The sequence below is a fragment of the Geofilum rhodophaeum genome, assembly GCF_002210225.1.
In the GTDB taxonomy this organism is placed as follows: domain Bacteria; phylum Bacteroidota; class Bacteroidia; order Bacteroidales; family Marinilabiliaceae; genus Geofilum; species Geofilum rhodophaeum.
The window spans coordinates 225671-249236 of record NZ_MWUJ01000003.1 but is presented as its reverse complement, the minus strand read 5'-3'; the positions used below and the strand labels follow the sequence as shown (position 1 = coordinate 249236).

General features: G+C 51.9%; 19 protein-coding genes. 18 read left to right on the top strand and 1 reads right to left on the bottom strand.

Annotated features, from left to right (window positions below; genetic code table 11):
* The first annotated feature begins 61 nt into the window (after positions 1–61).
* The 5 genes from B4W65_RS04950 to B4W65_RS04925 all read left to right on the top strand — a co-directional run bounded on the left by B4W65_RS04950 (position 62) and on the right by B4W65_RS04925 (position 6655).
* Entirely contained in the window at positions 62–1075 is a 1014-nt protein-coding gene (locus tag B4W65_RS04950; RefSeq protein WP_088654007.1) for a dihydroorotate dehydrogenase-like protein, read from the top strand.
* A 200-nt stretch (positions 1076–1275) separates the two neighbouring features.
* The gene (gene ppdK / locus B4W65_RS04945; protein ID WP_088654006.1) at positions 1276–3981 is read left to right on the top strand and encodes a pyruvate, phosphate dikinase; all 2706 of its coding nucleotides are present in this window, start codon (positions 1276–1278) and stop codon (positions 3979–3981) included.
* 208 nt (positions 3982–4189) lie between these two features.
* Positions 4190–4612 (top strand): Holliday junction resolvase RuvX, encoded by a 423-nt coding sequence (gene ruvX / locus B4W65_RS04940; RefSeq protein ID WP_088654005.1) that lies wholly within the window; start codon positions 4190–4192, stop codon positions 4610–4612.
* Between the two features lie 33 nt (positions 4613–4645).
* On the top strand, positions 4646–5200 hold the full coding sequence (gene def, locus B4W65_RS04935) for a peptide deformylase (RefSeq protein WP_088654004.1): 555 nt from the start codon (positions 4646–4648) through the stop codon (positions 5198–5200).
* Positions 5201–5617: 417 nt separating this feature from the next.
* The gene (locus B4W65_RS04925; protein ID WP_088654002.1) at positions 5618–6655 is read left to right on the top strand and encodes a GNAT family protein; all 1038 of its coding nucleotides are present in this window, start codon (positions 5618–5620) and stop codon (positions 6653–6655) included.
* A 145-nt stretch (positions 6656–6800) separates the two neighbouring features.
* Here B4W65_RS04925 and B4W65_RS04920 read toward each other — a convergent pair whose 3' ends face one another.
* Positions 6801–7961 (bottom strand): NAD(P)-dependent oxidoreductase, encoded by a 1161-nt coding sequence (locus B4W65_RS04920; protein ID WP_088654001.1) that lies wholly within the window; start codon positions 7959–7961, stop codon positions 6801–6803.
* 371 nt (positions 7962–8332) lie between these two features.
* On the opposite strand from B4W65_RS04920, the gene B4W65_RS04915 reads away from it, so the two are divergent.
* From B4W65_RS04915 to B4W65_RS04855, 13 genes are read left to right on the top strand one after another with little or no spacing between them, the layout of a single operon-like run.
* Positions 8333–10132 (top strand): ABC transporter ATP-binding protein, encoded by a 1800-nt coding sequence (locus tag B4W65_RS04915; RefSeq protein ID WP_088654000.1) that lies wholly within the window; start codon positions 8333–8335, stop codon positions 10130–10132.
* Between the two features lie 13 nt (positions 10133–10145).
* Positions 10146–10328, top strand: coding sequence for a hypothetical protein (locus B4W65_RS04910; RefSeq protein ID WP_088653999.1), 183 nt, complete (start codon positions 10146–10148; stop codon positions 10326–10328).
* Positions 10321–11316: a glycosyltransferase family A protein gene (locus B4W65_RS04905; protein WP_088653998.1), complete on the top strand. Its 996-nt coding sequence runs from the start codon at positions 10321–10323 to the stop codon at positions 11314–11316. The genes B4W65_RS04910 and B4W65_RS04905 overlap by 8 nt, the downstream gene beginning before the upstream one ends.
* A gap of 36 nt (positions 11317–11352) precedes the next feature.
* A complete protein-coding gene (locus B4W65_RS04900; RefSeq protein ID WP_088653997.1) occupies positions 11353–12228 on the top strand; it encodes an N-acetylneuraminate synthase family protein in 876 nt (291 codons plus the stop codon).
* Positions 12219–13388, top strand: coding sequence for an acylneuraminate cytidylyltransferase (locus B4W65_RS04895; protein WP_088653996.1), 1170 nt, complete (start codon positions 12219–12221; stop codon positions 13386–13388). The genes B4W65_RS04900 and B4W65_RS04895 overlap by 10 nt, the downstream gene beginning before the upstream one ends.
* A 22-nt stretch (positions 13389–13410) precedes the next feature.
* The gene (locus tag B4W65_RS04890; RefSeq protein ID WP_088653995.1) at positions 13411–14796 is read left to right on the top strand and encodes a hypothetical protein; all 1386 of its coding nucleotides are present in this window, start codon (positions 13411–13413) and stop codon (positions 14794–14796) included.
* An 18-nt stretch (positions 14797–14814) separates the two neighbouring features.
* Positions 14815–15957, top strand: coding sequence for a glycosyltransferase family 4 protein (locus B4W65_RS04885; RefSeq protein ID WP_088653994.1), 1143 nt, complete (start codon positions 14815–14817; stop codon positions 15955–15957).
* Positions 15954–17345 (top strand): O-antigen ligase family protein, encoded by a 1392-nt coding sequence (locus tag B4W65_RS04880; RefSeq protein WP_088653993.1) that lies wholly within the window; start codon positions 15954–15956, stop codon positions 17343–17345. The genes B4W65_RS04885 and B4W65_RS04880 overlap by 4 nt, the downstream gene beginning before the upstream one ends.
* The gene (locus tag B4W65_RS04875) at positions 17338–18456 is read left to right on the top strand and encodes a glycosyltransferase family 4 protein (RefSeq protein ID WP_158522777.1); all 1119 of its coding nucleotides are present in this window, start codon (positions 17338–17340) and stop codon (positions 18454–18456) included. Before B4W65_RS04880 ends, B4W65_RS04875 begins: the two co-directional genes overlap by 8 nt.
* A gap of 5 nt (positions 18457–18461) precedes the next feature.
* Positions 18462–19553: a glycosyltransferase gene (locus tag B4W65_RS04870; protein ID WP_088653991.1), complete on the top strand. Its 1092-nt coding sequence runs from the start codon at positions 18462–18464 to the stop codon at positions 19551–19553.
* A complete protein-coding gene (locus B4W65_RS04865) occupies positions 19534–20607 on the top strand; it encodes a glycosyltransferase family 4 protein (RefSeq protein ID WP_088653990.1) in 1074 nt (357 codons plus the stop codon). The genes B4W65_RS04870 and B4W65_RS04865 overlap by 20 nt, the downstream gene beginning before the upstream one ends.
* Positions 20607–21902 carry a phenylacetate--CoA ligase family protein gene (locus B4W65_RS04860; protein ID WP_146697711.1) on the top strand — a complete coding sequence of 432 codons (1296 nt, stop codon included), beginning with the start codon at positions 20607–20609 and terminating at the stop codon, positions 21900–21902. The genes B4W65_RS04865 and B4W65_RS04860 overlap by 1 nt, the downstream gene beginning before the upstream one ends.
* A complete protein-coding gene (locus B4W65_RS04855) occupies positions 21899–23530 on the top strand; it encodes a hypothetical protein (protein ID WP_146697710.1) in 1632 nt (543 codons plus the stop codon). The genes B4W65_RS04860 and B4W65_RS04855 overlap by 4 nt, the downstream gene beginning before the upstream one ends.
* Positions 23531–23566 lie beyond the last annotated feature (36 nt).

Sequence of the window (23566 nt, the reverse complement as noted above, 5' to 3'; positions counted from 1 at the left end):
GTAAGTTATTTGTAATTTAATAGAGTATTTTCTTATCGCAGCAACCTTTAAAATTTTGTATATGGACCTTTCAATTTCTTATTTGGGCCTGAAGCTGAAAAATCCGCTGATGGTCGGTGCTTCTAATCTTACGCTGGATCTTAAGAAGGCTTTGGAGTTGCAGAAAGCCGGTGCCTCAGCCATTGTTTTTAAATCCCTTTTTGAGGAGCAGCTGAATCTGGAGGCGGCGGAACTGGACGATGACTTGCATGCCTACGACGATCGCAATGCGGAGATGATTAATTTGTTTCCAAAGGTGGAACATGCCGGACCCAAAGCCCATCTTCTGGCTCTCCGTGAACTCAAGGAGGCCCTGGATATTCCGGTTATTGCCAGTCTCAACTGTCTTTATAAAGAGAGCTGGGAGGACTATGCCCAGCATCTGGCCGAAACAGGAGTAGATGCCCTGGAGTTGAATTTCTATGCTGCCCTGAGCGATGGCAACCAGGACCCCGCGGCTATTGAATCGGAGCAGGTGGAAGTGCTTAAGCGGGTTTTGAAAAAGGTAAATATACCGGTAGCCGTGAAGCTCAGTCCTTACTATACCAATCCGCTTTCCTTTATTTCTCGTTTGGATGGCGCAGGTGCTGCAGGGTTTGTACTTTTTAACCGACTTTTTCAGCCCGATGTTAATGTGGATACCGAGGAGCTTGAAATGCCTTATAATCTGAGTCAACCTGGCGACAGCCGTCTTTCTTTGCGGTATATGGGATTGCTGCATGGGAAGGTGAGTGGTTCTTTATGTGCCAATACAGGAATATTGGAAGGGAAGGATATGATTGCTGCTTTGCTGGCCGGTGCCGATGCTGTGCAGGTCGTTAGTGCTATTTACAAACAGGGCTTTAAGGGACTTGCTGCAATGTTGGAGCAATTGAGCAGTTGGATGAGTCAAAAAGGCTATAAGTCGGTGGACGAGTTTCGCGGAAAGCTTTCGCGGACGAGTCTCAAGGACGATCCTTATGCCTATAAGCGGGCACAGTATGTCGATTTTCTTATGAAATCTAAGACCTATACCGATAAATATCCGGTGAATTAGGCCGCTGGGCTGTACCAGAAAGACTGTTGAAAAGGCTGCCTTTGGGCAGCCTTTTATTTTTACAAGTTTTAAGTATTCTTAATTTGTGTATTATTAACAATATTTTATGCTTGCCGCTTTGGTTTGTATAGTTAAAAAGTCGAAAAAAATCAGTTTATTTGTAATGAAGCAAGGATTTTAACTCTGTAAAACCAACAGTTATGAGCAAGAAGCGTGTTTACACCTTCGGTAACGGTAAAGCCGAAGGAAAAGCAGACATGAGGAATCTGCTTGGAGGCAAGGGTGCCAACCTGGCCGAAATGAACCTTATTGGGGTGCCAGTACCCCCGGGATTCACCATTACTACCGAGGTGTGTACCGAATACAATCAGCTGGGCAGAGACCAGGTGGTGGCGTTGTTGAAGCCGGAGGTGGAAGCAGCCATTGCCAATGTTGAGCAGCTGACGGGTACTAAATTTGGTGATGCTAAGAATCCCCTTTTGGTTTCGGTTCGCTCAGGTGCCAGAGCGTCAATGCCCGGAATGATGGACACCATCCTGAATTTGGGGCTGAACGACGAGGCTGTGGAAGGTATTGCTGCCAAATCGGGCAACGCCTGGTTTGCCTGGGATTCTTACCGTCGTTTTGTGCAAATGTACGGGGATGTGGTTTTGGGTTTGAAACCCGAAACCAAGGAGGACATTGATCCTTTCGAAGAAATCATGGAGGAACGTAAACACGCAAAAGGCATCGAGCTCGATACCGAATTTACCGTTGATGATTTAAAGGACTTGGTAAAGCGTTTTAAGGCAGCCGTGAAAAAGCAGACCGGGAAGGATTTCCCAACCTGCGCATGGGAGCAGCTTTGGGGGGCTGTTATGGCGGTGTTCGACAGCTGGACCAATCCCAGAGCCAATTATTACCGTCGTCTGAACAATATTCCTGATGAGTGGGGTACTGCCGTAAATGTGCAGGCTATGGTGTTTGGGAATATGGGCGAAACTTCTGCTACTGGTGTGGCCTTCACACGTGATGCCGCTACAGGAGAAGATGTTTTTAATGGCGAATACCTGATCAACGCTCAGGGTGAGGACGTGGTAGCCGGCACCCGTACACCGCAGAATATTAATGTTGTCGGCAGTCGCATTTGGGCTGAATTTCAGGGTGTTTCGGAAGAAGAGCGAAAGTCCAGGTATCCCTCCCTGGAGGAGACTATGCCTGAGCTGTATAAAGAACTGGATGCGGTTCAGCAAAAGCTTGAGGAGCATTATAAGGACATGCAGGACATGGAGTTCACCATCCAGTCGGGCAAGCTGTGGATCCTGCAAACCCGGAGTGGTAAGCGTACCGCTGCCGCCATGGTAAAGATTGCTATGGATTTGTTGCGTGAAGGCAAGATTGATGAAAAGACAGCGCTCCTGCGTTTGGAGCCCAATAAGTTGGATGAGTTGTTGCACCCGGTGTTCGACAGCATTGCCGTACGTTCGGCCAAAGTGTTGGCCAAAGGTTTGCCTGCATCCCCCGGGGCAGCAACCGGTCAAATCGTTTTCTTTGCCGATGAGGCGGCTAAGTTTCCCCAGAGTATTTTGGTGCGGATAGAAACCTCTCCCGAAGATTTGGAAGGTATGAATATTGCACGTGGTATTTTGACTGCCCGCGGTGGCATGACCTCCCACGCAGCTGTGGTTGCCCGAGGTATGGGTAAATGCTGTGTATCGGGTGCCGGCGGTGTAAAAGTAGATTACCGTGCCCGTACCATGACCATCGAAGGGAAGGTGTATAAAGAAGGCGAGTGGATTTCACTCAACGGCAGTACCGGGGAGGTTTATGAAGGAGAAGTGTTGACCCGTAAGCCCGATATGAGTGGCGATTTTGGATTAATCATGGACCTTGCCGCCAAGTTCACCAAGATGGATGTCCGCACCAACGCCGATTCGCCCAAGGATGCCCAAATTGCCAAAGAATTTGGCGCCAAAGGCATAGGCCTTTGTCGCACCGAACACATGTTCTTTGAGGGGCACCGCATCAAAGCCATACGCGAAATGATTTTGGCTTCCACCGTTGATGGCCGCAAGCGTGCCCTCAACAAACTTTTGCCCTATCAGCGGGAAGATTTTGAAGGCATTTTTGAAGCCATGGCCGGTTACGGGGTAACCATACGTTTGCTGGATCCGCCTTTGCACGAGTTTGTGCCCCACCAATTGGCTACCCAGCGTGAGCTGGCAGAGGAAATGGGGGTTTCGGTCGATGTGATCAAAGCCAAGGTCGATTCTCTGGAAGAATTTAACCCCATGTTGGGACACCGCGGTTGTCGTTTGGGCAATACCTTCCCTGAAATTACGGAAATGCAGACCCGCGCCATCATTGAGGCGGCCCTGAATTTGAAGGCCAAGGGCATCGATGCCCGTCCTGAAATCATGGTGCCTTTGATTGGAACCGTGAAGGAATTTGACATGCAGGCCGGCATTATTAGGGGTACCGCCAATAAAGTTTTTGAAGAGCGGGGCGACAAAATCGACTACCTGCTGGGCACCATGATAGAGATTCCACGTGCCGCCCTTACCGCTGATTTGGTGGCCGCCGAAGCAGACTTCTTTTCTTTTGGAACCAATGACCTAACGCAGATGACCTTTGGTTATTCGCGCGACGATATTGGCACCTTCCTGCCCATCTATTTGGATAAGGGGATTTTGAAGCACGATCCTTTTCAGGTGTTGGACCAGGAAGGTGTGGGCCAACTGGTACAAATGGGCACCCAAAAGGGACGTTCCGTTAAACCCGATTTGAAGGTGGGTATTTGTGGCGAGCATGGGGGCGAACCCAGTTCGGTCAAGTTTTGTCACCGTGTAGGGATGAACTACGTCAGTTGTTCGCCCTACCGGGTGCCTATTGCCCGTCTGGCTGCAGCTCAGGCAGCCATTGAATAAGACAGTGTTTTATTGTGTTTCTTTTTGAGAGAGAGGGCGTCTTCCGGTCGGAGGGCGCCCTTTTTTCGACGCGGTGATGGTCGTAAGTTTTGGGTCCCTGGAAGTCCGTATCTGGAAATTGCCGGATGCCTGCAGCTGCTTTTGGGGTATTTTCCTTACCTTTGTGTTTTGTTTTCAGTTAGAATCAGTGTCTTAAAGCGAAGGACCAGTGGGCAGAGTAATGGCTTTTGATGTGGGGAAAAAAAGAATTGGCGTGGCGGTAACCGATCCCTCACGCCTGATCGCCAATGGGCTCACCACCTTGTTGTTTCATGAGGCGCTGCCCTATATTCAGCGTTATTTGTCGCAAGAAGTAGTCGATTTGTTTGTAGTGGGCTATGCCCGCCAGAGTGACGGAAGCGACAGCGAATCCATGGCCCACATACGCCCTTTTGTCAATAGTCTTAAGAACAAGTTTCCGCACCTGACTGTTGAATGGGTGGACGAACGCTTTACCAGTCGCCTGGCCTTTCAGACGATGATTGACGGGGGATTGGGACGAAAGGCCAGACAGGACAAGGCGATGGTAGATAAAATCAGTGCCACCATTATCTTACAGTCCTGGATGGAGACCCAAAGTTTGGGGCGTTAAAGCGAAGAGGAGAAAAGAATTAATTTTTTTACCATGTTGTTACCGATATATGTATATGGTCACCCGGTGCTGCGTAAAGTAGGTGCCGAAATTGGGCCCGATTACGAGGGTTTTGAAGAATTGCACAAAAACATGTGGGAAACCATGTACCATTCCGACGGAGTGGGACTGGCGGCACCGCAAATAGGTCTCGCCATTCGCCTCTTTGTGATCGATGGCAGTCCCATGGCCGATGAGTTTCCCGAGCTGGAAGGATTCAAGAAGACTTTTATCAACGCCGAAATATTGGAGTACGGACCCGATAAGGAATGGGATTCTGAAGGTTGCCTGAGTATCCCCGGCATTCGTGAAGAAGTTCCACGGTCGCACCGTATCCGCATTAAATATCTGGACGAAAATTTCCAGCCCCAGGAGGAGGTCCTGGAAGGTTTTGCGGCACGCATAGTGCAGCACGAGTACGATCACATCGAAGGTAAGTTGTTTGTCGATTACCTGTCGCCCCTGCGTAAGCGGTTGATCAAAGGCAAGCTCAATGCCATAACCGTTGGTAAGGTGCACACAGATTATCGAATTCGCTTGCCCAAGTAGCTTTGGTTTACGGACGCTTTCCAAATACTTGATCTTAAAACGGCCTGTTGGCGTTTTTGGGCTGTTTGTAAACAAATTGGGGCCGGTTGTGTAAAATATTAAGGAGCTAAGGGCATTCCTTTTATCTTGCAGGAAACTGTCCTTGATTATGCCCACTAATGCCTCGTTCAATATTCAGCAAGTTGACCTGTCCGATTGGAAGCAGGATATGGACGATATCCGCCTGATAAGGAAGGAGAGATACGGCCACGCTTACGATCCAATGTGTCTGCTTATTTTTAATCGCTCTACCTTAACGAACTTACTTGAAAACGGCATGGGCATTGTGCATTATGCTGAGCAAGAAACTCCCCGATCATCCCGTGCTGAATATCGGCCGAAGCATTATTCGTTTATTTAATTTTTCTTAGTGCTTTGATGAAGAATGCTACCGAAGGAAAAATCAGCCCCCTCAGAGTTGTCGCTGTCCGACCCGAAATATGGGAAAGAAACCTGAACGCTTTTGCTTTCAGTCTTTTCCTTACTCCGGAATGGGTCCGGGCAATGGCCGGAACGCAGGCAAGCAGTGTTTTTCTTGATTTTGTTCAGGGCGAGACCGTTGTGGCTAAGGTTTCCGGAGTGCTGCAGCAGAATGGGTGGCTCAAAGGGCGCAGTTTGTTGTTTTATGCCTCCCCTGCTTTAGGGGAAACCCGGCAGGATTTGCTGGATGACTGTTGTGCTGCCCTGCTTGCCTATGCGCGCAGCAAGGGCATCCAGCGCCTGGTTATGGCCTCTTACGATCAGCAACACGGCATGGCCCCGCGCGTTAAAGGCTGGTTTGTCAACAAACGTTGTGAGTTTGTTGTCCCCCTAAATGGCGAAGGTCCGGATTTCAGTACCAACTTCAGGCGCAATGTGAAAAAGGCGCTGAAAAAAGAGGCGCATTTTATGCTCGCAGAAGGAGAGGATTTGCAGGGCGGCTTGGAGGTCTTATTGGGCGCCACCCTTGAAAAGAGGAGCTCAAAATACGGGGAGGCCTACAATCCTTTTTATTTGCCGCTATTGAACAGCAAGAGTCTGGAAAGACTCTACAAAGAAGGTGCTGGACGCTATTATAAAGTGGAGCTTCCCGGAGCACCGACTCCCAATTGTATTTTGTTTAATCTGGAGCGGGAGGGCCGCGCTTTTAATCTGTTGGTGGGGTCGGACAGTGCGGCTTACCGTTTTGGTTTGGCGGGACTGGCCGACTATCAGCTCATAGAAAGTTACCGCTTGCAGCGCTACAGTGCTTACAATTTGGGGGGAGCCACCGGAGATGCCGGCTCTGCCGGATTGGAAAGAAGTAAGGAAGCCCGCGGGGGACAAAGGCGTTGGGTATATGGCGCTACCACCAATTTTTTGTGCTTCCCCCAGAATTTGCTCAATCCCTTGCTTTGGTTGTTGAGGCGTTTGCGTGCCAAACCGATTAAAGCTTAACTTTGTCTGAAAAGATTCTGACTACAGAGGTCAATACTGTCGATTGGAGTGCTTCTATGACGGATTTCCATGGGGGATGTTTCATCACTCGGACTTGGATGAAATGTTCGTGGCCAAACAGGAGGATTTCAACTATTAAGTCCCCTTAAATGGTTTTGTGCTGCGTCACGGTCTCCTCCCAGGCAGTGAGCGCCGTACTCTCCGGAATTTCCACATCGTCGAAAGTCAGTACTTGTCCCGCTTCCACCTTCTTTTTAAGCCAGGCCTGATTCAGGAGGCCGATTGGTACCATATTGGGCAGTGCCGATAACTCCACCGCTTCGCCACGTACCATGAGCGAGCCAATCCCCGTATCAATGAAACTGCCCGCTTGCAAGTCTCTTTTGGCTACAGCAGCAACGCCTGTGTGCGGTGTGCTGCCATTGTCTAGAAGTCCCCGTTGCTCGTGGACGAAGCGGCGAATGGTTTTGGGTACTTCAAAGTAACAGAGGTGGTAGGGCTTGTAATGCAGGTAATAGGGTCCGTCGCCCATTTTGTAGGCCTTTAATCCGCCAGCCAGAGCCGGGTCGTGTTCGGCTACAATAAACACCCCGGGAGGGGCCGTTGGGGAAATGATGTAATCGCTGATGATTTTGCCGGCAGCACTGGCCTGTTCAGCCAGGCGAAACGCGCCCGTTTGCAAGTCGTCGATCCGTTCGCCGGTGAGTCCCTGCTTTAGTATATCGGCGCCCAGTCCGTTGGCCACCAGGCACTGTTCGGTTTGCAGCTTGGTGCCGTCGGTAAATGAAGTCACACTGTGTAAGGAAAAGCCTTGTTTCTTCGACCAAAAGGACATTTCTTCCATGGTCGGGTTTTGGTTCAGAAAGCCTTTGATGTTGCCCAAAACCAAGGGCTGGAAGCCCATGGCCGTAACTTCCTCTTTTAGTGCCGCCAGACAGCCGGGCTGATCGCCCTCTGCTTCGGTCAGTCGGCCCTGCTTAGACAGCCACGAGCCGCTTACAATTTGGGTGTCGGCATCCATGGTTACTACGGGGAGCTTATAGCTGAAGGCCAAACGGATGATTTCGGTGGAATAAACCACATCACCGGTGCTGACCACCAAAACGTCGGTTCCCTCCATCACTTGGTGGGCATTATTGGTCACCAGGGCCTGATTGACCAGCAAATCGCTGATGGGGCCCTTACGGCGCGTAAGAATGCCCGTTAGTTCAAAGTCGGGCAATTTGCTCAGGAGCAAGGCCAGGCCTCTTCCCACGCAACCCGTTCCTGCGATGGCTACTTTAATGCGTTGTTTATCTATGTTCATATATCTTAGGGTTTAGCGTAGGGTTGGGGTCGAAGGCACTGAGCCAAGATAGGTGATTTGTTCATAGCTCCGTTTTGCTTTTTGACCGGTGTTGGATGGTTGTCGACCAAGCAAACATTTTTACTGATATATGATAATCAGGTCTTTTGTAGACTAAATAAGCCCAATATTTAAACAGGTTTTCGTTCGTCGTGTGAAAATTCATCTTTGGCAAAGGATTCCACGGGTTAATCATAATTTAAAAAAAGTTAGGCGCTTGAGTGCTAACTTAGCTGATGTTTCAAAGGTAAAACCTGCCTCTGTTGATGGGACTGAGGGAGGCGGAGCCATGCCGATTTGCGATTCACTTAACCCATTAATGACTAATTTATATGCTGGCTTACTTTCGTTCTTTAAGTGCCGTCCAATACTTTCTCTTTTACTACCAGCGCTTGCGTTGGCGTATTCCGGTGCTTTTGGCTTTAAGTGCTTTTGTCGCCCTGCTCGATGGCATAGGTCTGGCCCTGTTTATCCCCCTTTTTCAGGTCGCAGAATCAGGCAACCCCGCTACGGCTGATTTGGGTAAGCTCAGTTTTGTTGTCGAGGGCTATACCCGGTTGGGACTCAGTATAACCGTTGGCACCATTCTCCTGTTTATGATTGCTATGTTTTCCTTTAAGGGCCTGATAACTTTTGTGAACTATTTCTTTTCGGTGCAGATCAGGGTGCGGTTTATGAAGCGGGTGCGGATGCAATTGATCAACGGACTATGCAACATCAGTTACCCTGCCTTTGTTAATATTGATCTGGGGCGCATTCAGAATGTGGTTACCGGAGAAATTGGAAAGACAGGAAGTGCTTTGTTGGCTTATCTCAGCACCTTGCAGGCCTTGATAACCCTTTTGGGCTATCTGGCTTTGGCCTTTCTGGCCGATTTTCGCTTTGCTTTGTTGACTACTGTGGCGGGACTCCTAAGTGGCATCGTCTACAAATACATCAACAAGAAGGTAGAAACTTCTTCGTTGATGCAATCCTATATTGGTAACGGACTGCAATCGAAAGTGCTGGAGTCGGTGTGGAATTTTAAATACCTGAAAGCCACTGATTTGATTTCCCGCTACAGACAAAAGCTGGAGGGCCTTGTTAATGAGGTGGAAGATCTGACTATGAAAATGGGTAAACTGAATGCGATTTCGGGCTCCTTGCGCGAGCCCGTAACCATCGCCATTGTGGCAGGCGTGATTTTTGTCCAGGTGGTGGTTTTTGAAGTGTCGATGTTCAGTATTGCCTTGATTTTGATGTTTTTCTACCGTTCTTTGGTGAGCCTGCTCTCCCTGCAAAGCTCCTGGCAGACTTTTCTGGTCAGTTCCGGAGGCATTAAAACGGTGAGTGAGCTTTACGAGGAGTTTGAAGCTAAGGCCGAATGCCGGGAACAAACGGAATTGCCCCCGCTCCAAAAAGATTTGCGTTTTGAAAAGGTGGTTTTTGCCTATCCCGGGGCGCCCGATCGCAAGGTGCTCAACGGCATTTCGCTTTGTATTGCCAAAAACAAAACAGTCGCCTTTGTCGGTGAAAGTGGCTCGGGGAAAACCACTTTGGTGAATATGCTGGCGGGTTTGTTGTTGCCACAGGAAGGCCAACTGCTCATCGACGGGGTGCCTTTGGGCAACGACAAGGTGCGGAGCCTGCGACGCAAGATTGGCTACATTACTCAGGAGCCGGTGATGTTTAACGATACCGTTTTTAATAACGTGACTTTTGGGGCAGAGAAGACGCCCGAAAACCTGCAAAAGTTTTGGGAGGTGATGGAAAAAACTGCACTCACCGCTACCATCGGGGATATGCCGAATAGGGAGGATGCGATGCTGGGTGACAATGGGGTTTTGATTTCCGGGGGACAAAAGCAACGTATTTCCATTGCCCGGGAATTGTACCGCGATTGCTCGCTCTTGCTGATGGATGAGGCGACCTCTGCCCTGGATACAGAGAATGAGCGCATCATTCAGGGCAACATCAATGCCCTGAAGGGCAAGTACACCATTGTGATTATCGCTCACCGGCTTTCTACCGTGCGAAAAGCCGATGAAATTTATTTACTCGATAATGGAGGGATCGCAGCTTCGGGTACTTTTGAGACCCTACAGGAGCGTTCGCCACGCTTCAGAAAGATGGTTGAGTTGCAAGAGTTTTAAGAGGAGGAAACTAATGAGAGCCAAGTTGTTGCGCATGCAAATTACGGGCATCCGATCCTGGTTGATGCTCCTGCCTGCCCTTTGGGCTTGTATTTTAATGTATCCCGGCTTTTTGGTGGTACCGGGCTTGGCACGTCGTCTGGCCGGAAAAAATATGGAACTGCTCAGGCAGTCACTGAACCTGCAACATGCGTGAAGGCGAGCATCCTTTGAAAAGTGTACTGAAGCCCTTGTCGCACAAGGTGCATCGGATCATTCTGCCCTTTTGGATTCCCAATGCAGAGGAGCCTTACTTTAAAGGACAGCCGGAGGTGTTGCGTTATTGTCTCGATTCTCTGACGCGCTCAATCGATCGGGAGCAAAGCGCCATCACCCTCATCAACAACCATTCCTGTGCCGAGGCAACTGCGGTGGCGGAGTCCTTTGTGCAGGCGGGACTCATCGACAAGTACGTGCTCTGTGCCGAGAACCGGGGCAAACTGGATCCCTTGCTGGCCGAGGCGCGTGCTGCGCAGGAAGATTATCTGACCCTGGCCGATGCCGATTTTTTGTTTTTGCCGGGTTGGGAGCAGGCGGTGGCCCGCGTGTTTCAACGTTTCCCGCGCGCAGGGATGGTGAGTCCCTTTCCCGCTGCGCACCTGACATATTTTTACAACAGTCATTTGGTGTGGGCGGCCCGGCAGACCGGCAAGGTGCTGTCCGATGAGGACGTGAACTTGTTTGAGCAGGGACTGGGGCACTCCCCGGAGTCGGGTTTGTACAGTCGCCCCGGCATTAAGCGTGGTCTTAGCTGGCGGCAGCAGCAGTACGTGTTGCGGCGGGATGGGCATACCGTGGTTTTGGGGGCGGTACATGCCCTGGCTACCTTTCGGCGCGAGGTGGTGCAGCAATTTAACCAGGATAAAGTGCCCTGGGTATTCAAAAACGGCTATGAGCACGAGTACCTCGATGTGGCGGCAGAAAAAGCGGGCTACCTTCGTGTTTCCACGCCCGACTTGTGGGCCTATCATTTGGGCAATACCGTGCCGCAGGCGGCGCTCGACTGGTATGCCCGGGCCCTTACTCCGGCAGAGACGGCAGAATGGCCGGCACTTCGTCGCTCGTTTTGCCCCGCCGCCTTACGCCGACTGCTTCCGCTCAACCGACTTTTGCTGCGCGCCGGTCGCAAATGGCGCTGGCTGTAAAAAAGAAACCATTATAAACGAATAAATATTTGACTTATGCAGGCACCCAAGATTATCGCTGAAATAGGCTGCAACCACAAGGGGAGTATGGAAATTGCCCGTGAAATGATTGTTACGGCAGCCATTTTTTGCAAAGTGGATGTGGTGAAGTTTCAGAAGCGCAACAACCGGGAGTTGTTGAGTGAGGAGGAGTACCATTCGCCCCACCCCAATCCCATAAATGCATATGGGAAGACCTATGGCGAGCACCGGGAGTTTTTGGAGTTTGATGTGGACCAACACCGGCAGTTGAAAGCCTGGTGTGAGGAGTATGGACTGGAGTATTCCACTTCGGTTTGGGATGTGAGTTCGGCGCGGGAAATTGCTGCGTTGAATCCCGCCCTTATAAAGATTCCCTCGGCCTGCAACCAGAATAAGGCCCTGCTTTTGTACCTTTGTGAAAACTATGGCGGAGAAGTGCACGTTTCGTTTGGCATGACCCGACGTGAGGAGGAAGAGCAGGTGGTGCAGTTGTTTGAGGCGGCCGGTCGCAGCAAGGACCTGGTTATTTACAGCTGTACTTCGGGCTATCCGGTTCCCTTTGAGGATGTTTGTCTCTACGAAATTCATCGACTTAAGGAACAGTTTGGACACCGGGTGAAGGCCATCGGGTTTTCGGGCCATCATTTGGGTATTGCCGTGGATGTGGCGGCCATGACCCTGGGTGCCGAGTGGATAGAGCGGCATTATACCCTCGACAGGACCTGGAAGGGTACCGATCATGCGGCTTCTTTGGAGCCCGACGGACTGCGGCGACTGACCCGCGATTGTCGTGCAGTTTCCAAAGCCCTTACTTACAAAACGGACGACATTCTTGCCATAGAAGAAGTGCAACGTAACAAACTTAAAAAGAATCAATTGAAATGGCAGTAGTCGCATTTGTACCCGTACGTGGAGGCAGTAAATCCATTCCCCTGAAAAACATCCGCAATTTTTGCGGTCGTCCCCTCATTTATTGGAATCTGAAAGCTTTGGAAGAAGCGCCGGAAGTGGACCACGTGGTGGTGGCTACCGACAGTCCCCAAATTCGTGAGGTGGTGAAAGGGTTTGCCTTCAGTAAGGTGCTCTTGTTCGACCGCTCTGCTGAAAGTGCCAGCGATACCGCGTCCACCGAAACAGCCATGTTTGACTATCTGGACCGCGACGGAAGCAGGTGGACCAACAAGGATGTGTTTGTCCTTGCCCAGGCCACTTCGCCGCTTACCCGTCGCGAAGATTTCTCCGGGGCCCTGCAACACTTTTCCGAAGGCGGCTTCGACAGTCTGCTTTCCTGTGTGCGTTTCAAACGTTTTTTTTGGACGGCCGACGGTCAATCTAAAAACTACGATTACAGACAGCGTCCCCGGCGGCAGGACTTTGATGGCGAATGGATGGAAAATGGTGCCTTTTATGTGAGTACCATTGCCGCCATTCGAGCTTCGGGACTGCGCATTTCGGGGCATATTGGTTTGTTTGAAATGCCTGAATATACGGCCATTGAGATGGATGAGGAGGACGATTGGCTGATGGCCGAGCAGTTGATGCGCAAGCATCAACCGCAACTTTTGCCCGATTATGCTCAAATACGGCTCTTTCTGACCGATGTGGATGGGGTGCTGACCGATGCGGGCATGTACTACTCCGAGGAGGGCGATGAGCTCAAGAAGTTCAATACCCGCGACGGGATGGGCTTGCAGCTTTTGAAGGCCCAGGGCATTAAGACCGGCATCGTGACTTCGGAGGATACGCGGATGGTCGACCGCCGCTTTAAAAAGCTGGGCCTCGATCATCTTTACCAGGGCAAAAAACACGGCGGAAAGCTGGCGGCAGCCCTGGATATTTGTGAAAAGGAGGGTTTGGATCTGTCGCAGGTGGCCTACATCGGCGACGATGTGAATTGCCTCGAATTACTTTCCCGGGTGGGTTTCCCGGCCTGTCCCGCCGATGCGGTAGACAAGGTAAAAGCCATTCCCGGTATTCGGGTTTTCACCAAAAAAGGGGGTGAAGGCGTGGTGCGGGAGTATGTGGAGGCCATTTTGGCCGGAAGGACTTAAGCAGCTAAAATACTAAGGATTTATGCGGATTTGTTTTTTGGTACCCGACGGGGTAGGCCTGCGCAATTATTTGTACAGCAGTCTCATCGACCGGCTTCCTAAGGATGCCGAGCTTATATTGTTGACCGTTTTGCCCCCCGAGGTGGTGCAGGAGGTGCAGCAAGTTCACCAAAAAGAGATCAGGCATGTAGCCATGACGACTTATCGCGAAGCGTTTTGGGGGAAATTGCTCAAGGAGAGCATCACCTATGCGCGCTTGCGCTACAACACCCGCAAGGTGGATAATTCCACCATCATGATCAACTGGACCCGCAAACAATACGCCTGGTTAACCCGCCTCTTTTTTGCACTGGCAGCCTTGGTGGGCTGGTGGGCCTCTTTGAGGTACCGGCGCATAGTGCGATTGGAAAAGCGTTACCGAAAACACTTGCGCAGTACCGCCTATTTTAAGGAGCAGCAAAGCGTGCTGCGTCAACTGCAACCCGATGTGCTGTTCAGTACGCACCAGCGCTCGCTCGACGGTTCGGTGGTGGTAGAGGCTGCGCGTTCGCTGGAGATTCCAACCCTGGGGGCTGTCTATTCCTGGGACAATCTGCCCAAGGCGCGTTTGCTGGTGCGGACCGATCGTTATGTGCTGTGGTCCGAATTTATGAAGCAGGAGATGGCGACTTACTATCCCGAGATTGCCGAGACCCGCCTCTTTGTCACCGGAACGCCCCAGTTTGAGTTTTATTTTAACCCTTCGCTGCGTCAGGAGCGGGGGGATTTTTTTGCCGAATGGGGCCTCGACCCCAATAAAAAGGTGCTGTGTTTTTCGGGCAACGATATGACTTTCCCCTGCGACGAACTGTATTTGTCCGACCTGGCAGAGGCACTGATGCAGATGCCGGAAGCGGAAAGGCCCCAGATTCTTCTTCGCCGCTGTCCCGTAGATTTGTCGGGCCGCTTTAAACCTGTGGTAGCACGCTACCCCGACCTCATTAAAGTCTCCGATCCGCTTTGGAAAAAATACCGGGGGGGCTGGGATTTTAATGTGCCGACGCTGGATGATATCCGGCTTTTGGTTAATGTGGCCTTGCACGCCGACGCGGTAATCAATGTAGGGTCGACCATGGCACACGATTTTGCGGTGTACGACAAACCGGCCATTTACATCAATTACGATCAGCCCGCCATTACCCATTGGTCGGCCGTTGTCAATAATCAATACCAGCATTTCAGAAGCATGCCTACCCGCGATTGTGTGGTTTGGCTCAACAGCAGGGCGGAGATCGCCGACTGTGTGCGGCGTGCCTTGTACGGCCCCCTGCCGTCGGCCGAAGTCCGCTCCCGCTGGTTTAAGGTGGTGGCGCTGCACCCACTGGAGGAGGCTTCCGAAAGGATTGCCCGGATCATGACCGCTGTTTAAAGAAAACTTTCCTCACTTATGGAGACACTAAATATTTGCTATTTGTCCTACGAATACCCCTTGTGGGGAACCGGGGGCATCGGCAGTTTTATTCAAACCATTGCCCGTGCCCTGGTACGTGCCGGTCACCGTGTCTCGGTAGTAGGCATCGGCAAAGGGCCACAGGAGGAGTATTTCCAGGATCGGGGGGTGGACATTTACCGCTTACCGGCACCTCGTCTTTTCAAAAAGGCCAGCTTTGCTGAGAATGCCTGGCGGATAAGGCGGAAGTTGAGGGAGATGCACGATATACAGCCTCTTGATGTGGTTGAATCGACTGAGTCCCTTATGTTTATGTTGCCCGCCAAAACCCCTTACGTTAAGGTGGTACGTATGCATGGGGGCCATCACTTTTTTGCCGAATCGGAACAGCGGCCCATCGACGCCTGGAAGGGCTTTTTGGAGCGCCGTTCCTACGCCAGGGCCGATGCCTTTGTTGCGGTTTCGGAGTATGTAAAACGACACACAGCTAAGTACTTGTCGACCGAAGGGCGACCGCTTGCCACCATTCGTATTCCCATCGACGGGGATTTGTTTCGGCAGTCCGACCCTGGTCTGGCTCAAAAGCATCGCCTGGTCTTTGCCGGTACGGTGTGTGAGAAAAAGGGTATACGTCAGTTGATTCAGGCCCTCGAGCTCGTTATTCCGCGGTTTCCGGAGGTGCAGCTCGATGTGTACGGGCGCGATTGGTTTTTTCCCGATAAGCGTTCCTACACAGCGTGGCTGAAGGAACAATTTTCTGAGGAAATACTGCAGCACCTTCATTTTCATGGGTCCCTTCCCCTGTCCGAAATGCCTGCTCGTTACGAACAAGCTGAGCTTTGCGTTTTTCCTTCGCACATGGAAACCCAGGGACTGGTGGCCCCTGAGGCTATGTTTATGGGCAAAGCGGTGCTTTTTACCCGTGAGGGACCCGGTCCGGAGACCATTCGCCACAAAGAAAACGGGCTCTTGTGTAATCCCTACGAACCTCTGGATATTGCGGAGCAGGTTATTTATGCCTTTGAGCATCCCGACCGGATGAAGGAGTTGGCTTTGCAGGGCCAGCAAGATGCCCGGGCAATGTTTGGACTGGAGGGACTTGTTGCTAAGAATATTGAATTTTATCGTTCTTTGAAGTGATTAAACTGTTGGATTATAAAAGCGGCTATGTGGCCTTGATTGTCCTTCATTTGTTCTTGGGGTCCATGTTAAAGTATGCGCCGGGAATTGTTGCGCTGGCTTATCCGCTTTTCTTTGTGCTTTTTTGGCTGGATGTGGTGTATCGGCTCGACAGCGATGCCCGGGCGGGTTTTTATGCCCTTTACCTGGTGGGGTACGAGATGCTGTACCGCATGGCCGGGGCACCTTATTCCTGGGAGTTGGGAAAGTACGCAAGTATTATTTTGTTGATTACGGGTTTGGTCATAGGGGGCCGCAGGTATTTTCCCTGGATTTTTATTTTTTTGCTGGTGTTGTTGCTGCCGGCCATTTTTTTTACCGAGCACAGCGATCCGGAACGCAGACTGGACATGATCATGTTCAACATCTCCGGGCCCTTGAGTCTCATCGCCTCCGGCTTGTATTTTTTCGGGCGCCGCTTACCCGCTGTAACCTTTTTCCACCAATTGAAATGGGCCTTTCTGCCGGCCTTCGCCATCATCATGGCCCTAAGTACCGTAGCCAGTCTGGCCACCATCGAGTTCACCAGTGTGCAATCCAGCGCTGCAGCCTCGGGTGGTTTCGGACCCAATCAGGTGAGTACGGTGCTGGGCTGGTTCATTCTGCTGGCCTTGCTCTATAAAATCAATGGGGCGGCCATAACACCTTTTAAGTGGCTCGACTGGCTGATGCTTTTTTATTTGGTGCTCCGGGCCCTGCTGACCTTTTCGCGGGGCGGCGTTCTGGGCAGTGTGCTGGCTCTTTTGGGAGCTGTTGCGGTGCTCTACTTTTCGTACTACGGGTTTCGTAGGCGATTGGTGCAGTCCTTGCCCTGGGTGCTGGTGGGACTGGCATTTTTTGTGGGGGTGTTTTTGTTTGCCAATCACCTGACCAATAATTATTTGTTGTATCGGTATCAGGGGTTAAGTACAACGGAGGCCTTGACCGGCGAACGCAGTTCGGGAGGGAGTTTGCTCACGGGCAGAGACAAGATCATTGCGGCCGACATTAAAGTCTTTACCGAGCATCCTGGGTTTGGGGTGGGTTACGGAATGGGGGCCATTTACCGGGCGCGGTATTATGGCTCGGAAGCTGCGGCCCACACCGAGTTTGCCCGACTTTTGTCCGAACACGGGGTTGTAGGCTTGATCTTTATGCTGGTGGGCATGTTGGGCTTGCCGCTGTACTTCTTTTTTCGCTATCGAGATCCCATGACGCGATGTTTCTTTGTTGCTTTTTATTTGTTGAGTATGTTCACCATGTTTCATGCGGCCATGCGCCTGGCTTTGCCCGGCGTGGTGTTTGGAGCGGCCTTTATGTGGGTGGCTTCACGTGGGAAGGAGGAGGCCGGGGAAGGTCAAGATGCTTAAATTTCTGATTGTTTCGCCGGTGGTGCATGTGCACAGTGAGGGACGCTATGGCGGTTATACCCCTTATGTGCGTGAAATGAATCTTTGGTTGCGCCACGTCGACCGGGTCCGCATTATAGCTCCTTTGTCGCAGCAGCCACCCGATGCTTTGGAGACTTTTTATGCGCATCCCAATCTTGAGTTTGTCGCCGTACCGGCCCTGTGCTTTACCAACAAAAAGGACGTACTGAGTTCTCTTTCGAAATTGCCCCTTGTGCTTTATCGTCTTTTGCAGGGCATGGCATGGGCCAGTCACATTCATCTGCGCTGTCCCTCCAATATGGGTTTGTTGGGACTTCTGGTACAGGTTTTTTTTCCTTTTACCCGAAAAACGGCCAAGTATGCCAACAACTGGGACTGGAACAGTCGTCAGCCCCGATCGTACCGACTGCAACAGCGGCTCTTGCGTTCGCGCTTTTGGTCGAGACGCATGCAGGTTATGGTTTATGGCGATTGGGGCGAAAGTAGTCGAAACATCCTTCCGTTTTTTACGGCCTCTTATTCCAAAACGCAGGCCCTTCCCCTGGAGCCCCGTTCGTTAACTGAGTTGCCTTTGCGTTTGATTTTTGTAGGGACACTCACGCCGAATAAGGGGCCTCTGACCGCCATTAAGGTTGTGGAGCTGCTGAGGGGCAGAGGTCTGGAGGTCCGTCTTGATTTGTTTGGGGACGGTCGCCAACGGGTCGCCCTGGAGCAATTTTGTGCGGAAAAGGGCTTGGTTGCTGTCGTTCACTTTCACGGCCGGCAGGCGCCGGAAGTGGTGGAAGAATATTTTCGTGCGGCTCATTTTCTGGTTTTTTTGTCGCGCTCGGAAGGTTGGCCTAAGGTGGTGGCCGAGGCCATGTGGTGGGCTTGTTTACCACTGACCACCGAAGTTTCGTGCGTGCGTCAGATGCTCAACACCGCTGAACGAGGGGTGCTGGTGTCGGCCGATCCCGACCAGGTCGCTGAAGCCATTCAGGGACTGCTGGCGCAGTCACAAGATTACTACGACAGGTGCCGTGCGGCGATGGACTGGTCGCACCGTTATCACCTGGAGGCCTTTGAAGAAGCGCTTATTAAATTGTTGTAAAGTCGATGCGGGTACTCACACTCATTGATTCCCTGATTGCTGCCGGCGCCGAACGTATGGCGGTGAATATAGCCAATGGTCTCTCGCGCCGCGGGGTGCAAAGTTTTTTGTGTGCCACGCGCAAGGGGGGTCCCTTGGAGGTATTCGTTGACGAGGAGGTGAAACTCTTGCTTCTTAATAAGCGACATGCTCTGGATGTTCGTGCTTTTTGGCGCTTGCGTTGTTTCGTCTCCCGGGAACAGATCGGTGTGGTTCACGCCCATTCGTCCTCCCTCTTTTGGGCCGTTTTGTTGAAATTGAGCTGTCCCCGTTTAAAACTGGTCTGGCACGATCATTTTGGCTACAGTGAACAGTTGCACCGGCGTCCACGTGGCTTGTTGCGAGTACTGGTGAAGTTTTGCAGTTACGTTTTTGTGGTGAACGACAAGTTGTTGAAATACGCAGTGGAGAAGCTGGCCCTTCCAGCGAAAAAGGTGGCCTTTCTGCCCAATTTTGCCGATTTGGAGGAAGTCGCAGCTCTGGAAAAGCCGCTGCCCGACGACGGGCAGGGGCCTCGCCTGGTCTGCCTGGCCAATTTGCGACGACAAAAGGACCACGACAATCTCCTGGATGCTTTTGTTCGCATTCGCCGGCGCTACCCGGCAGCGAGTCTCCTCTTGGTGGGCGGTCACTTCAACGACGATTACTTTCACCATCTGTCGCAAAGACTCCTTAAGGAAGCTCAGCTGGGCGGGCGTGTTCACATCCTGGGCTCGCGAAACGATGTCGCTGCCATCTTACAGGCGGCAGATCTTGGCCTTTTGTCCTCCCTCTCAGAGGGCTTACCTGTTTCGCTCCTGGAATATGGGATGGCCGCTTTACCGGTGGTGAGCACGAATGTGGGCGATTGCGCGCTGGTTCTGGATCAGGGCCGTTGCGGGCGTCTGGTGCCGCCTTCCGACCCGGAGGCCCTGGCAGCGGCTGTGGTCGAATTGCTCGACATTCCTGAAGAAGCCCGTCGTTTGGCCGAGGCTTTGAAGGGAAGGGTAGCCACCCATTTCTCGGCCACAAGTGCTTTGGATAAAATTGAAAAGGTATATGCGAAAATCCTCTCGTAAAGCGTCGGGAAACATTCTGTTTGTCGGACCTTTTGCGCCACCTTACAATGGCGATGGGGTAAAGAACTCCTGTCTTAAAGCGGGTTTTGAGGGGGCTGGCATTAAGGGGGTGGAATGGTTCGATACCATTGCCCGGCAGGGGCCCCGCTGGCGCAACAATCTGCGTTTGTTGGCCAAAATGTGGGGCAGTCCCCAGATTATCTTCTCTTTGAATAAGTACGGGCGTTACTACCTGTTGCCGATTTTTGCGCTGATGCAGACTTTGCGGACTAAAATGGGCGTGCTTTATGTCGTGGGCGGGTCTTTTCACCAGCAACTGCAAAACGATTTGTCGCCCTGGAGGCGCAGGTGGATGGTGTCCTTTCTCAACCGCTTGGACGGTGTTTTTGCCGAATCGCGGGCCTTGCAGCAAGGTTTAGAGGCTTGCGGACTGCGGAAGGTGGAACTGGTTTTTAATCCCCGGCGGGACAGTGGGCAGCGGTGGGCCTTGAATGCGGCTGCACAGGGACGCATTGTTTTTATTTCGCGGGTAACCCGTACCAAGGGGATTCACGATTTGCTGGAGGCGGTGGGCCGCTTGCTGCTTGCGGGCCGGCGCGTGCAGCTGGACGTGTACGGACCGGTGGACCCGATGGATGAGTCGCTGTTGCAGAAGGCGGTGAGGGAATCAGGAGGAAGAATTCAATATTGCGGTTTGGTGGAACCTGCCAAAGTGCAGGAAGTGCTGGCTGCGTATCATTTTTTGGTCCTGCCCACTTTCCATCCGGGAGAGGGACTCCCCGGGGTTTTGGTGGAGGCCGGAATGGCCGGACTGCCCTTGTTAATCAGTCGGTTCAGTGCATTGCCCGAATATTTTGAGGAGGGGGAGAGTGCCCTGTTTACGGCCCCCAGAGATGTCGATGCACTGGTGACTGCCATGGAGCGTCTGCTGGTCGATGAGGCACTCTGTCGTCGTTTGAGCACAGGTGTTCAAAAGGTGGTGCAGCCCTTTCGTATGGAGGCCGTGGTGGCTCAATCGCTGGATTTGTTGCATGCTTATAAATGGACCTGGTGATGGATTTTTTCAGACTGTTGAAATGGACGGGGTTTCCAGTAGATGAAGCGGGACGTTTGTTTAAGGAATATAAGCGGGAGGCGCATGATCCGGCCTACCTGGAACGTCAGAAATGGTCGGCTTTGGAGTACCACTACCAGGCCAATGCCAGTTTTCGTCATTTTATAGGGGATTGGCCCGCTTCGTGGGAGGAGCTGCCCGTACTTAATAAGAACCTGATTAGGGAACATGGGATTACAAGGGTGCCCGACCAGAATGCCTACCCAAAGTATTATCATCGGGAGACCAGCGGGTCGACCGGCAAACCTTTTGCTTACGCACTGGACTACCTCAGTCACGCCCTTACCTGGCGTTTGTTGGAAGATCGCTACCGGTCGGCCGGTGTGGGCTTTAACGATTTGCAGGCCCGCTTTTTCGGTTTTCCCCTGAGCTGGCGCAGCCGTATAACCGAAGGCTTGAAGGATAGGCTCAGCAACCGGGTTCGCTTTAATACCATTGATTTGTCGGAGTCTGTTCTTGAGTCCTGGCTGGATGCTTTTCGTCGACGCCCCTTTGTTTATATTTACGGTTATGCCTATCCCTTGGTGATTTTCGCGCATTTTTTGGATAAAAAAGGGGTGGTCATTAAAACGCTGCTGCCTACTTTACAGACGGTTATTGTCACTTCCGAAATGTGCAGCCTCGAGGAGATGGCTCTTATGGAGCGGGTATACGGGGTTCCGGTGTACAATGAATACGGGGCCTCGGAGGCGGGTATTGTCGGTTTTGGAAGAAATGGTCGCTGGAAATTATCGAATGAGCTGATGCTGACGGAAATTCTGGATGAGCAGAATCGGCCCTGTGCCCGGGGGGAGGTGGGAAAGGTGGTGCTGACTCCCCTCTACAATCAGGGGACGCCCTTGATTCGTTATGAAATTGGAGATATGGCGGCCTTGGAGGAGTTGGATGGGCAACTGTGGCTGACGCGGCTGCAGGGCAGGGTGGAGGAGATGGCCTGGCTGCCTTCGGGCAAGAAGGTGGCTGGAGACACCTTGTTTTTGTATGTATTTAAAGCTTTTTCGGAACATTGCAAGGTGGTGAACGAGTACAAAGTATTGCAAACGGCTTTAGAGCGCTTTGTGGTGCAGGTGGCCAGCGACCGTCCTTTGCTTGCAGAGGAGAAAGACCGCTTGCGACGTTTGTGTTTGCAGGCCTTGGATTTTGCTGCGGAAGTTGAGATTAAAAATGAAGCGGTACTGGAACGTACGCTTATGGGAAAGTTCAAGCGTTTTGAACGAAAATTTGATGCCCTTTGATACATAGTTATTCTTTGGAGCTTGACGGCGTAGCGCCATCACGTGTCAGGGTCCGGCAGGAGCAGGAGGGCCATAGGCATCGCTTTGTTATTCGGCTTCCTGAGGGATTGGTTACTGCCGGGTTGCGAGTGCATTTGCAGATAAAGCTCGATGCCAGGGTGCTGCGTTGGCGAAATTTCGATTACAAATGGGTAAATGCCGACCAGGTCCGCATGGCCGGGAGCTGGTCGCCCAAAATACTCGAACTGGAAGGCGACTGGCGCATGGTGGCCGGTGAAACCCACGGTACCTGGTACTACGATCCTCGTCAGGCGCAGGAGTTGACCTGGATTTTGGCCGATCCGCTGCAGCAACCGCGTTTGCATTACGATGCCAACGACGACCCCTTGCTCAGCACTTGCTCCCCGGCCCGCAATGAGTGGGTATGCACTTTTTTATTCACCCGCTCGGCAGTTCCCGAATTCAGTCGTTCCCGAATTCCTTTTTCAGCCATCCTCAACATCTCCGATCATTGCGATTTCGATTCTCCGGTTTTGTTGGAGCGACAACGTCGTTTTCTGCGCCGCTTAGGTTTAAACATTACCAAAGGGGTCTTTTTGTTTCATCACAGTAAACGTCCCTGGAATGTGTCGATGGAAAGGCAAGCCGATTTGTTGAGAGATTGGGCGAAGGATGGTCATGAACTGTGTTACCACAGTCTCTCACAATCGACCCGTGCAAGTCGATCGGAGTGGAACGATGATTTTGATCGCTTTGTGACGGAATCCGGGTCCTGGACCACCTGGATAGACCATGGGTTTCAGCCCTATAATTTAAGTCGTATCCCGGCCGCTGCTCCAGAGCTGGTCGATTGGGCACGGGGTATGCGCAGGGCCGGCGTGCGTTTGTTGTGGAACTATCTCGATGCAGGGCAATCCGGGCCGGGTCGAATCAATCAGTTGAATCCGAGGCATTTTTCCTTGTCCGCCTATAGGAAAACCTTAATGCAGCAGTTCTCCCAGTCCGGAGTTTTCGAGTTTTTACGCAGCTACAACCTGTTTTTTTGTGGTGTTCGTGCCCAAAAGCGTTATCAACAACTGGCTGCCTGGCTGCGCAAAAAAGCCTGGAGGCAGTCCTGGCGCATTTGGCCGCGGCTTTTGGTGGGCAGCTTTCGCTTGCTGGCACAGTTGCTCCGGGTGGTGTTCTTCGGGAGCGGGAGACTGCGATTACCCGAATGGCAGAAAATGACGCCCATTTTGTTTGAAGTCGGTTTGGGTGGGCAGCGGTTTTGGCTTTTCCAGACCGTTGAGGTGCATGATTTTGCGGCGACTTTTTCGCAGGACAACCTGAATTTATTGATGGGTGAAGCCGGAGTTTGTTTGGCGCATACCTATTTGGCCGATACCGACCGGCGTAAATCGGGCCGCCTTTTTGCCGACAACAAGGGGCATGTTATGCCTGGGGCCAAGGCTGCCCTTGAGCGCCTGTCTTTAGCGGTGGCAGAGGGAAAAATTTGGATGCCCACGCTTCAGGAACTCTGGCAACAGGCTGAATTGTTGGCCGGCCTGCGTTTTGTTCTGGATGAAAGAGGGCAGGTCGTTGCGCTTGGTAGCGACGGGGGAGAACTTCCGCCCATTCGTTATGTATAGCGCATAAAATGCGCTATTTTTGGTGACTTTGACGGG

Bases quoted from the DNA above. Each gene is read 5' to 3' on its own strand.
- ppdK (WP_088654006.1), top strand. From the start codon at position 1,276: ATGAGCAAGAAGCGTGTTTACACCTTCGGTAACGGTAAAGCCGAAGGA.
- B4W65_RS04895 (WP_088653996.1), top strand. From the start codon at position 12,219: ATGGCAGTAGTCGCATTTGTACCCGTACGTGGAGGCAGTAAATCCATT.
- def (WP_088654004.1), top strand. From the start codon at position 4,646: ATGTTGTTACCGATATATGTATATGGTCACCCGGTGCTGCGTAAAGTA.
- B4W65_RS04870 (WP_088653991.1), top strand. From the start codon at position 18,462: ATGCGGGTACTCACACTCATTGATTCCCTGATTGCTGCCGGCGCCGAA.
- B4W65_RS04905 (WP_088653998.1), top strand. From the start codon at position 10,321: ATGCGTGAAGGCGAGCATCCTTTGAAAAGTGTACTGAAGCCCTTGTCG.
- B4W65_RS04865 (WP_088653990.1), top strand. From the start codon at position 19,534: ATGCGAAAATCCTCTCGTAAAGCGTCGGGAAACATTCTGTTTGTCGGA.
- B4W65_RS04950 (WP_088654007.1), top strand. From the start codon at position 62: ATGGACCTTTCAATTTCTTATTTGGGCCTGAAGCTGAAAAATCCGCTG.
- B4W65_RS04915 (WP_088654000.1), top strand. From the start codon at position 8,333: ATGCTGGCTTACTTTCGTTCTTTAAGTGCCGTCCAATACTTTCTCTTT.
- B4W65_RS04875 (WP_158522777.1), top strand. From the start codon at position 17,338: ATGCTTAAATTTCTGATTGTTTCGCCGGTGGTGCATGTGCACAGTGAG.
- B4W65_RS04860 (WP_146697711.1), top strand. From the start codon at position 20,607: ATGGATTTTTTCAGACTGTTGAAATGGACGGGGTTTCCAGTAGATGAA.
- B4W65_RS04925 (WP_088654002.1), top strand. From the start codon at position 5,618: ATGAAGAATGCTACCGAAGGAAAAATCAGCCCCCTCAGAGTTGTCGCT.
- B4W65_RS04920 (WP_088654001.1), bottom strand. From the start codon at position 7,961: ATGAACATAGATAAACAACGCATTAAAGTAGCCATCGCAGGAACGGGT.
- B4W65_RS04910 (WP_088653999.1), top strand. From the start codon at position 10,146: ATGAGAGCCAAGTTGTTGCGCATGCAAATTACGGGCATCCGATCCTGG.
- B4W65_RS04885 (WP_088653994.1), top strand. From the start codon at position 14,815: ATGGAGACACTAAATATTTGCTATTTGTCCTACGAATACCCCTTGTGG.
- B4W65_RS04900 (WP_088653997.1), top strand. From the start codon at position 11,353: ATGCAGGCACCCAAGATTATCGCTGAAATAGGCTGCAACCACAAGGGG.
- B4W65_RS04890 (WP_088653995.1), top strand. From the start codon at position 13,411: ATGCGGATTTGTTTTTTGGTACCCGACGGGGTAGGCCTGCGCAATTAT.